This is a genomic window from Bacillus sp. NPDC094077, from assembly GCF_050279465.1.
Lineage (GTDB): Bacteria > Bacillota > Bacilli > Bacillales > Bacillaceae_G > Bacillus_A.
This window is the reverse complement of the sequence record NZ_JBNNUF010000040.1, coordinates 1-9,879: the sequence shown is the minus strand read 5'-3', so window position 1 is coordinate 9,879 and position 9,879 is coordinate 1. Positions and strand designations below refer to the sequence as shown.

Sequence of the window (9,879 nt, the reverse complement as noted above, 5' to 3'; positions counted from 1 at the left end):
CAGGATCAAACTCTCCAATAAAGTTAGTTTGTCTAGCATCTAAAATAAAAATTGACGTTTCACGTTGTTTGTTTCGTTCAGTTTTCAAAGAACTAAAAGCGGGTGAAGAGAATCGAACTCTCGACCAGAGCTTGGAAGGCTCTTGTTTTACCACTAAACTACACCCGCGTGGTCGGGAAGACAGGATTTGAACCTGCGACCCCCTGGTCCCAAACCAGGTGCTCTACCAAGCTGAGCCACTTCCCGTAATGGCGCGCCCGAGAGGAGTCGAACCCCTAACCTCTTGATCCGTAGTCAAACGCTCTATCCAATTGAGCTACGGGCGCTTATTCATGATGTTTTGTCGTCGTTGTAATTTGGCGACTCAATTATCTTATCATACTACATTTTCAAATGCAAGTATTTTTTTAAGATTTTTTTGATGCGGCCGAGAGGACTTGAACCTCCACGGGGTTTCCCCCACTAGGCCCTCAACCTAGCGCGTCTGCCGTTCCGCCACGACCGCGGAATAATAAAAGTGAGCCATGAAGGACTCGAACCTTCGACCCTCTGATTAAAAGTCAGATGCTCTACCAACTGAGCTAATGGCTCGTAAATGGCTGGGCTAGCTGGATTCGAACCAGCGCATGACGGAGTCAAAGTCCGTTGCCTTACCGCTTGGCTATAGCCCATCGAAAAACTTATCTTCTTTTCAAAGACAAATGTTATTTTACCATAATGTCCAATAAAAAACAACTGCCATATAGCAGAAGTTAAAATGGCGGTCCCGACCGGGGTCGAACCGGCGATCTCCTGCGTGACAGGCAGGCATGTTAACCACTACACCACGGGACCATTTAATCTTTAAATTAATGTCATTTTACTTTTCATTATAATATTATGGTGGAGGATGACGGGATCGAACCGCCGACCCCCTGCTTGTAAGGCAGGTGCTCTCCCAGCTGAGCTAATCCTCCGAAGTGGTGACCCGTACGGGATTCGAACCCGTGTTACCGCCGTGAAAGGGCGGTGTCTTAACCACTTGACCAACGGGCCAATATGTATGGCAGAGAAGAAGGGATTCGAACCCTCGCACCGCGTTAGCGATCTACTCCCTTAGCAGGGGAGCCCCTTGAGCCACTTGGGTACTTCTCTGTATGGCTCCGCAGGTAGGACTCGAACCTACGACCGATCGGTTAACAGCCGATAGCTCTACCACTGAGCTACTGCGGAATAATGAAGACAATTTGTATCTTATAAAATTTATGTTTGTAAGTCAAGAAGTTTTTTACAACACCTTGCATAAACGTGACATGTTTATAATATACTGGATTGCTTTTTTACTGTCAAGGTGTTTTTGAAATCTGTTTTAGTTTCCCTCTACACTTTCCGCAAACATATTTCCCTGTATTTATTTGACGCTTTCTTACATATTGAAGTGAACATCCCATACACTCATATATGTAAGCTTTCACTCTCTTCTTCTCATCAACCATTCGTTTACAAAAGCGCGGCGCATTCACTTTCTTGAGTAGTTCACGGAAGTCTTTATCGCGATGTTTATACCCTTTACCGGTGATATGTAAATGATAGTGACAAAGCTCATGTTTAATAATCCCTATTAACTCTTCCTTACCGTACATCTTGTAATAATGATAATTCAGTTCTATATTATGACTTTTTAATAAATAGCGCCCACCTGTTGTTCGCAATCGCTTATTAAATATCGCTTTATGTAAGAATCGAGCTTCAAAGTATTGTAGTGATATGTCTTCCACTAACTGTTGAACTTCTCTATCATCCATATATCGTTCCTCCTAACAAAAATAAACGTACACTTTTTTTCCCGCTTACACATATATTAAATAGTACATATACCCATCCTCATTCAAACAGCGTGACTTCTAAACATATTTTTTGTTAAAAAGTCCGCTCACCAACTTCTCATACAAAGAAGTCTTTTATGAGAATAGGATTAAACAAGGAGGGATCCCTATGCCCACGTGGCTAAAAAAACAGATGCAACGTGCATATTTTGAAAAAAACCGGTATCAAATTAAATTGCTAAATGAATGCTGGTTTTATTATAGCAAAATACATCAAAGCTCATAATCCATTACACTTTTTAATCCATAAAAAAAGAGCAGTTTCATCTGCTCTCTTCTCTTATTATTTAATTGGCAACATGGATAGTGCAACACGACCTTTTTTTGTATCAATATCATCGACCCATACCTTTACAATTTGTCCGACAGATACAATATCTAACGGGTGCTTCACATACTGTTTGCTTAATTTAGAAATATGCACTAAACCATCTTGCTTTACACCAACATCAACAAAAGCACCGAAGTCAACAACGTTACGAACTGTTCCTTCTAGTTCCATACCGCGTTTTAAATCTTCTAATTTCAAAATCCCTTTTTTCAGAAGTGGTTTAGGCAACTCATCCCTCATGTCTCGCTCTGGACTAATGAGTGCATCTATAATATCAACTAATGTTGGCTCCCCAATTCCCGTTTCTTGGGACAACTTAGAAATCTCTACTTCTTCTAAGCTCTTTTGTAATTGCGGCTGACCTACATCATTTATCGATAACCCTAAGCTTTTCAATAACAATTCAACATTTTTATATTGTTCCGGATGAATGCTCGTACGATCTAACGGATTCGCCCCTTCTAATATGCGTAAGAAACCTATACATTGTTCGTATGTCTTTGCACCTAAACGTGGGATTTTCTTTAATTCCGTGCGCTTCGTGAATTTCCCTTCCTCTTCTCTCTTAGCTACGATATTTTTCGCAACCGTTTTTGATAAACCTGAAACATATTGTAATAATGCAACTGAAGCTGTATTTACATTAACACCAACTTGGTTAACTGCCGTCTCTACTACAAATGTTAACGATTCGTTCAATCTCTTTTGAGATACATCATGTTGATATTGCCCAACTCCAACTGATTTAGGATCAATTTTCACAAGTTCAGCAAGTGGATCTTGTAGGCGTCTTCCAATTGAAACCGCGCTTCTTTCTTCAACTTGGAAATCTGGGAATTCTTCACGAGCTAAATCAGAAGCCGAATACACACTAGCACCTGCTTCGTTTACAATAATATAAAAGACATCCTGCTTCACACTTTGTAATACATCTACTATAAACTCTTCCGTTTCTCTAGAAGCTGTACCATTGCCAATCGCAATCATTTCAACTTGATATTTATCTATAATAGAAAGAACTTTCGTTTTTGCATCGTCATATTTACGCACAGGTGGATGCGGATAAATAACATCGATATGCATAACTTTCCCAGTATCATCTACTACAGCTAATTTACAACCTGTCCTATATGCAGGGTCTACAGCTAGTACTACCTTCCCTCTCATAGGAGGCTGTAATAATAAGTTACGTAAGTTCTCAGAGAAAATATGTATCGCTTGTTCCTCCGCTGTTTCTGTTAGTTCTTTTCGAATCTCTCTTTCAATCGAGGATTGAATTAATCGTTTATAACTATCTTCAATCGCTACTTGTACATAATGCGCACTTTTAGACCCTTCATCACGAATTACTTTTTTATACAAGAAACTTAATACCTCATCTACTGGCGGAACAACAGAAACTCTCAATATATCTTCTTTCTCGCCACGATTCATTGCTAATACACGATGCGGCACTACTTTTTGCAACGGTTCTTCATAGCTGTAATACATTTCATATATATTCTTTTCATCTTTTTCTTCGTCTTTTACAGTTGAAGACATAATACCTTTTCTAAAAGTAACATTCCGAATCCAACTACGATACGCAGCTTCATCTGAAACGATTTCTGCGATAATGTCTTGAGCACCTTGTAATGCTTCTTCTGCAGATTGCACTTCTTTCTCTGCATTAATAAATTCCACTGCCTTTTTATTTGGATCTTCTTTCTTATATAACAATAACCATTCAGCTAATGGTTCTAATCCTTTTTCTTTTGCGATTGTCGCTTTCGTTCTTCTTTTCTCTTTATATGGACGATATAAATCTTCTACCTCTTGCAACTTTGTAGCTTTAACAATTTGCTGTCGTAGCTCTCCTGTCAGTTTCCCCTTCTCATCAATAAGACGAAGAACCTCTTCCTTCCTATCTTCAAGTTGCATCATATATTGCCATCTCTCTAAAATTGCGCGAATTTGCACCTCATCTAAAGAGCCTGTCCATTCTTTTCGGTAACGAGCAATAAATGGAACTGTGTTACCTTCTTCTGTTAATTGAATAACATGACGAACTTGCTTTTCGGTAAAGCCTAATTCCTTCACTAACATTTTCATTAACGCTTGTCGATTATCTACCATCTCCATATACAACCGTAACCTCCTCTATAATAAAAAAAGTTGCCCTTCAAAGAGAGCAACTTAAACTGCCGATTTAAAAATCTATTAGTCCTAAACTAATTTGTAACGCTTCATCTACACGACTCATCATCACTTCATCTAAATGAGTGATTTTGTCCGTTAAGCGCTGCTTATCGATTGTTCGAATCTGCTCAAGTAAAATAACAGAATCTCTCTCAAAACCGTACTTTTTCGCATCAATTTCCACATGAGTGGGTAATTTCGCTTTTTGAATCTGTGCAGTAATAGCCGCTACAATCACCGTTGGACTAAAACGATTTCCGATGTCATTTTGAATGACAAGAACCGGACGAACGCCTCCTTGCTCAGAACCAACAACTGGGGAAAGGTCTGCAAAATACACGTCGCCGCGTTTTACAATCAAAATATTACCCCCCGCTAACTAAGCGTTCTACCGTATGAGCTGCTTCATACTCTGCTAAGAAAGCTTCAGATGCAATACCAAGATTAATTTTTCCCATTTCAATGTACCCACGTCGCATTGATTCATGTTGGTAGCGTTTCTTCGTCTTATGTTGACGCAATAACAGTTGTGTTGCCTGGCAAATTAGTTCATGGCGATTCTTATTCTCTTGTTTTCCAATTCCGTCCAATTCCGTTACCATTTGCTTTGGCAACCGAACCACGATTTCAGTAGTTACACTTGATTCGGACACAAAAATACACCTCCACCGTCAACTACACACCCAAATATATATGACACCTATTGTAATAATACCATTGTATGGAGCCTGTTGCAAAGACTTCCTTATCCCTTGCTTATGTTTTCCAATTCACAAACAAAACATTCATCTTCTTTTATTTTTTATCTCATTACAAATAAGAAACAAAAGAATTTCTCTTCAAAATTTACGTTCAACTTATATGAAAAATGACTATAAGTAAAAAGCTTCTCATCAAAAAGAGCTTATTCTCCATCAATGCAAGGTTCCCTTAAAATGACAAGAAGCAAATCATACTGCCTTCTATATATTGTTCAAGTAATTAATTACCTCTACAACCTTACCATTCCGTATAAATATTCTCGGCACACGAAAACTGATCGTTGCAATAACTTCATAATTAATAGTCCCGGAATATTCCGCAACCTCTGTAGCGCTAATATACTCATCTCCTTGCCTTCCAATGAGCGTAACCCTCGTACCAAGCGGCACTTCACAAGGAAGATGAATCATAAATTGATCCATCGTTACTCGCCCTACAATCGGTACCCTTTTACCATTTACAAGCACTTCAAATCCTTGTAATCTTCTAAGCCAACCATCTGCATATCCAATCGCAACAGTTGCAATCCACTCTTCAGTTTTCGTTCGGTAAGTAACGTTATAACTGATCCCATCCCCTTTAATCACCTGTTTAATATGAGCAACTTTCGTATGCAGTGATAGCGCTGGTTCTAATTTAAATGGCAAAAAAGGGCTTATTTCTACAGACGGAGATAATCCATACATCGCAATACCAATTCGTACTGCATTAAATGTAATCCCTTGAAAACGTAACGTTGCAGCGCTATTAGCTGTATGGACAAATTTAGGATCCACGCCGAATTCTTTCAACCAACTTAACTGCTGTAAGAGCGTGTTATATTGCTTATCAAAGTACGAAGTCTCAACCTCATCTGCTGTCGCAAAATGTGTGTATACCCCTTCTAACTCTAAAAATGGTGCACCTTCTAAACTCTTTAAGAATTCTTTTAACTCTTTACGTTCACGTATTCCAATTCTCCCCATACCACTATCAAAGTTAATATGAAATTTCATTATAGATGAACCATCCCAAAGTTTAATCGCTTCGTCCACCCATTCTTTTTGAAAAACAGTTAGTGCTACATCATTTTCAGCAGCTACATTTACATCACGAGGCGGCGAGGGACCTAACACTAAAATTGGCACAGTAATGCCAGCCCTCCGAAGCACTAAAGCTTCATCTAAAAAAGCAACCGCTAACCTTGTTGCACCTGCTTCTAATGCCGTTTTAGCCACCGGTACATAATCGTGTCCATATGCATTCGCTTTAACTACAGCAAAAATTTCTACATCACTTGGGATGAACTCTTTAATGTGTGTAATATTGTTATAGATTGCATCTAAATCCACTTCCACCCAAGTGTCACGGTAAAATGGTGCTTCTTCCATAAATACACTTCCTTATACACGATATGCGAAGCTTATTCTTTTATATGCTTCTTTTATAAAATCCATCCTTCAAACTAAGAAAAGACGTGGTGCACATATATCACCACGTCTAAGAAGTTTACTTCACCTGCTTCGCTGTAACTGAACGAGCAACCATTAACAGCTCCTTCGGCTCTAAACCTTTAGACACGAGCATATATTCTACTCCGTTATGCGACCACGTTAAAGAGTCTTTCGTCAATGCTCCAATTGTGAAACCAAGATCAACCAATTCCCCACTTACACTAATCGCTGACGAAGCCTCTGCAACTTTTGCCTTTTCTTGTATTAAAGTAAAGGATTTCTTGTTTCCAGTGTATGTGAGTATCGCACGCTTGCCACTGTCTGTCTTCAACTCTTTTTCATCTTTCAGCGTCATACCTTGTGGCGTATCACTTGGATACAAAATAGCAAACGGTTTGTCTTCTTTCGCTGCTGTTTGAACATCTACTTGTGCTCTAGACATATTTTGTTTCGTATCAAATGCGCCTTTATCAAATTTCGCATCGAATTTCACCTTAGAGAAATCTACTTTCACAAGAACATTTTGATCATTATCCATTAACTTCACCGAAACTGGCGTTAAATCACTTTTCTTCAATGTAATCTCTTGTTTCGGCAACATATTTTGATGTTGATAGTTTGTTTTTGTTTTAAAAATATAATACTTATCTGTTTTCTCGAAAGTAAGGTTTTTCTTGTCCTGCAAAATATCTCTTACAAGTGATTCATATAAATAAGCCTGGCTACTATTTTGCGGCCAATCGCTTTGAAAACGGAAACTCTTATTAAGCGCTGGTGTTAATACAAATACACCTTCTTCATTTCTTAAAATAATTTGGCTCTGATCTTTTTTTGCATTCTGTAAATTTACACGATAAAAAGAAGGTTCCTTATGCCAAATTTCTACGTTATACTCCTGAGGCTCATTTCCTGTTTTAATAGATAATTTCGCTTCAGCTTGATAACTTTTCATCCCTTTCACTTTCGCTTCTAAATCTCTCACGACATCATCTTGTTTCTTTTCCATACAGCCCGCCAACACAAAAACGGTTAATAAACCGACAAGAACTAAAAACAGACGCCTTTTCATCACTTCAGCCCCTTTGCCCCTATAAATGAATGGAAGATGTACCTTCCTTATCGCTACCTCAAATATATGAGACAAAGATATAAAATATGCAGACTAGCGTGACAAGCTTTCTAAAACAACTTGAGCAACAGCAAATTCCTTACTATGACTAATTGATAAATGAACAATATGCTCTGTATTTGCAATAAGAATCGGCTTACCTCTATCATCGTTTTTCACTTCAATATCTAAAAAACTCACTTCTTTCCCGATACCAGTACCTACAGCCTTTGAATACGCCTCTTTCGCTGCAAATCTTCCAGCTACAAACTCTGTCAGGCGACTTCCTTTCAACTCCTTAGCAACATTACGTTCATTTTCAGTTAATATACGTTCCATAAATTTAAGCTTTCCATCTAGCATTTTTTCAATTCGACTCAATTCAATAATATCGATTCCAATCCCTACAATCATTTCGAAATCCCCTTCTTCTATTTAGCTTTCTTTTTTCATATTGTAAGAATAACAGAGAATCGTTCTGATGCAAAAGGAGTGATACTAACAACATGCTAATACGGTCTACTCGCATTTCCTTACAACCGATCATTCTCTCCTTACTCCTTATTCACTTAATCACGATTATGTTAGGCGAATTTTTTCTTTTCCCAATGGCTGCCTATAACGAATATATCGCTAAAGGAGAATGGTGGCGTCTCATAACTTCCTTACTTGTACACGTAGACTTACAACACTTTCTTTCTAATAGTATTTGTTTATTTGTGCTTGGTTCTTCTATCGAAAAACAACTCGGACACTTTTCTTTCATCCTAATATTTTTTCTTTCCGGGATTTCTGGAAATATCTCTTCTTATATTATTATGCCCCTTGAATATATTCACGCAGGAGCATCTGGTAGTATTTTCGGACTACTAGGCGCACAATTATTTTTATTGTATAGTCGATACCGCTCATCAAGACCAAAAGAAATTGCTATTTTTTCAATCATGATACTTATATTACTGCTATTTACGTTCTTTAATCCTTCCGCCAACCCTATAAGCCATTTAACAGGCTTAATAATCGGCGGCATTTTGACCCCTTTTTTAACAAAAAAAAACGATGGTGCAAAGCTCATTTAATATAGAAGCTCGCACCATCGATAATTTCCACATCTGTTTGTTGACTTAAATCTCTCATTAATTGAAATAACGACTCATCCTTCTTCTTCGCCTCAATCATACAATCAATTTGCCCAACACTTCCCTTTATCCTTCTTAAAAAAGATAAAAATGTATCCACATCAATGAAATCAGCATGCGCTCTTGGGTCTTTTCCGTCTCTAGGGCTAGATATATGCATTTTAACTGGCAGCAAAGATGTTTCCCATGTATGAACAACCCGCGCCCAATCTTCATACCAATCTTCTTGTTCATTATTCATCATATGGTGATGCAAATCAAACACGATTGGAATGTCTAATTTTTCTCCTAAATATAATGTTTCCTCTAGCGTAAAGGTTGTATCATCATTTTCCAACATAATCATCTCTTGAATACCCCTTGGAACGTTAGACCAATTTTCTATAAAACGCTCTAATGCGAGCTCTTTATCTTTATATCCGCCACCAACATGCAATACACATCGTTGCTTATATTCAACTCCCATGCCCTTCAATATTTTTTTATGCATCTGCAATGTCTTTACAGATTGCTTAAAAATACTTTCCTCAGGTGAATTTAGTACAACAAAATGATCTGGATGAAAATCAATTCGCATATTCATACGAATTGCATATTCACCTAACTCTTTCAAATTTTCTTTTAAAGGACGCATATAGTTCCACTCTAGCAACTCCTCATGATTTGCTAAAGGGATTAACTTGGAGCTAAGTCGAAAAAAAGATATATCATGCCCTTTATTATGCTTTAATAGCCGTAAACAATTTTCCAAATTAGAATTAGCAATTCTTTCGAGTTTACGAATTGCGGCCTCTCGATCATCTATTCGTTGAAACTGTGCATATGTCATCGTTTGAGATGGCGATGCATTCTTCAAATGCACACTCATCGCAACATAACCAAGTCTTACAAGCATATAGCACCCCTTTTTTGTACGAGCTATTATGTAGTATGCACAATAACAGCAAAAAAAAAAAGAGAATGCCTGTCTGATATGATCCCCTTATAGTAGACAGGAAAAAGAAAGCACATTAACCTGTTTACTATGGAGGGGATTTTTCTATGGGAAAAATTAGAGTCACTT

At 38.0% G+C, this 9,879-nt stretch carries 10 protein-coding genes and 11 tRNA genes; 2 read left to right on the top strand and 19 right to left on the bottom strand.

The genetic code is table 11. The annotated features are described in order from the left end of the window. Positions 1-97: 97 nt before the first annotated feature. From ACQKNR_RS28880 to ACQKNR_RS28825, 12 genes are all read right to left on the bottom strand, one after another. A tRNA-Gly gene (locus tag ACQKNR_RS28880) sits at positions 98-168 on the bottom strand. Between the two features lies 1 nt (position 169). Continuing rightward, positions 170-246 (bottom strand) — tRNA-Pro (locus ACQKNR_RS28875). 3 nt (positions 247-249) lie between these two features. Then, a tRNA-Arg gene (locus ACQKNR_RS28870) sits at positions 250-326 on the bottom strand. Between the two features lie 96 nt (positions 327-422). Beyond that, a tRNA-Leu gene (locus tag ACQKNR_RS28865) sits at positions 423-505 on the bottom strand. Positions 506-518: 13 nt separating this feature from the next. Further along, positions 519-591: transfer RNA gene (locus ACQKNR_RS28860), tRNA-Lys, on the bottom strand. Between the two features lie 5 nt (positions 592-596). Continuing rightward, positions 597-671 (bottom strand) — tRNA-Gln (locus ACQKNR_RS28855). Positions 672-758: 87 nt separating this feature from the next. Beyond that, positions 759-834, bottom strand: a tRNA-Asp gene (locus ACQKNR_RS28850). Positions 835-880: 46 nt separating this feature from the next. Next, positions 881-956, bottom strand: a tRNA-Val gene (locus ACQKNR_RS28845). Between the two features lie 4 nt (positions 957-960). Next, positions 961-1,035, bottom strand: a tRNA-Glu gene (locus tag ACQKNR_RS28840). A gap of 8 nt (positions 1,036-1,043) precedes the next feature. Further along, positions 1,044-1,134 (bottom strand) — tRNA-Ser (locus tag ACQKNR_RS28835). A 3-nt stretch (positions 1,135-1,137) separates the two neighbouring features. Continuing rightward, positions 1,138-1,212: transfer RNA gene (locus ACQKNR_RS28830), tRNA-Asn, on the bottom strand. Between the two features lie 113 nt (positions 1,213-1,325). Then, positions 1,326-1,784, bottom strand: coding sequence for a SprT family protein (locus ACQKNR_RS28825; RefSeq protein WP_427322661.1), 459 nt, complete (start codon positions 1,782-1,784; stop codon positions 1,326-1,328). Positions 1,785-1,974: 190 nt separating this feature from the next. Between ACQKNR_RS28825 and cmpA the strand changes: the two genes are divergently transcribed. Continuing rightward, positions 1,975-2,091 (top strand): cortex morphogenetic protein CmpA, encoded by a 117-nt coding sequence (gene cmpA / locus ACQKNR_RS28820; protein WP_001143642.1) that lies wholly within the window; start codon positions 1,975-1,977, stop codon positions 2,089-2,091. A 57-nt stretch (positions 2,092-2,148) separates the two neighbouring features. Here cmpA and ACQKNR_RS28815 read toward each other — a convergent pair whose 3' ends face one another. The 6 genes from ACQKNR_RS28815 to acpS all read right to left on the bottom strand — a co-directional run bounded on the left by ACQKNR_RS28815 (position 2,149) and on the right by acpS (position 8,091). Continuing rightward, positions 2,149-4,317: a Tex family protein gene (locus ACQKNR_RS28815; RefSeq protein WP_427322659.1), complete on the bottom strand. Its 2,169-nt coding sequence runs from the start codon at positions 4,315-4,317 to the stop codon at positions 2,149-2,151. A 67-nt stretch (positions 4,318-4,384) separates the two neighbouring features. Then, positions 4,385-4,735 (bottom strand): type II toxin-antitoxin system endoribonuclease NdoA, encoded by a 351-nt coding sequence (gene ndoA, locus ACQKNR_RS28810; RefSeq protein ID WP_000635965.1) that lies wholly within the window; start codon positions 4,733-4,735, stop codon positions 4,385-4,387. Positions 4,736-4,739: 4 nt separating this feature from the next. Continuing rightward, positions 4,740-5,027 (bottom strand): antitoxin EndoAI, encoded by a 288-nt coding sequence (locus ACQKNR_RS28805; RefSeq protein ID WP_000004570.1) that lies wholly within the window; start codon positions 5,025-5,027, stop codon positions 4,740-4,742. A gap of 309 nt (positions 5,028-5,336) precedes the next feature. Beyond that, a complete protein-coding gene (gene alr / locus ACQKNR_RS28800; RefSeq protein WP_427322657.1) occupies positions 5,337-6,506 on the bottom strand; it encodes an alanine racemase in 1,170 nt (389 codons plus the stop codon). A 118-nt stretch (positions 6,507-6,624) separates the two neighbouring features. Beyond that, the gene (locus tag ACQKNR_RS28795; protein WP_427322663.1) at positions 6,625-7,575 is read right to left on the bottom strand and encodes a LolA family protein; all 951 of its coding nucleotides are present in this window, start codon (positions 7,573-7,575) and stop codon (positions 6,625-6,627) included. A gap of 156 nt (positions 7,576-7,731) precedes the next feature. Further along, positions 7,732-8,091 (bottom strand): holo-ACP synthase, encoded by a 360-nt coding sequence (gene acpS / locus ACQKNR_RS28790; protein WP_427322655.1) that lies wholly within the window; start codon positions 8,089-8,091, stop codon positions 7,732-7,734. 92 nt (positions 8,092-8,183) lie between these two features. Between acpS and ACQKNR_RS28785 the strand changes: the two genes are divergently transcribed. Further along, on the top strand, positions 8,184-8,756 hold the full coding sequence (locus ACQKNR_RS28785; protein WP_427322653.1) for a rhomboid family intramembrane serine protease: 573 nt from the start codon (positions 8,184-8,186) through the stop codon (positions 8,754-8,756). Here ACQKNR_RS28785 and uvsE read toward each other — a convergent pair. After that, positions 8,749-9,711 (bottom strand): UV DNA damage repair endonuclease UvsE, encoded by a 963-nt coding sequence (gene uvsE / locus ACQKNR_RS28780; RefSeq protein ID WP_427322651.1) that lies wholly within the window; start codon positions 9,709-9,711, stop codon positions 8,749-8,751. The genes ACQKNR_RS28785 and uvsE overlap by 8 nt on opposite strands. Positions 9,712-9,879: the final 168 nt, after the last annotated feature.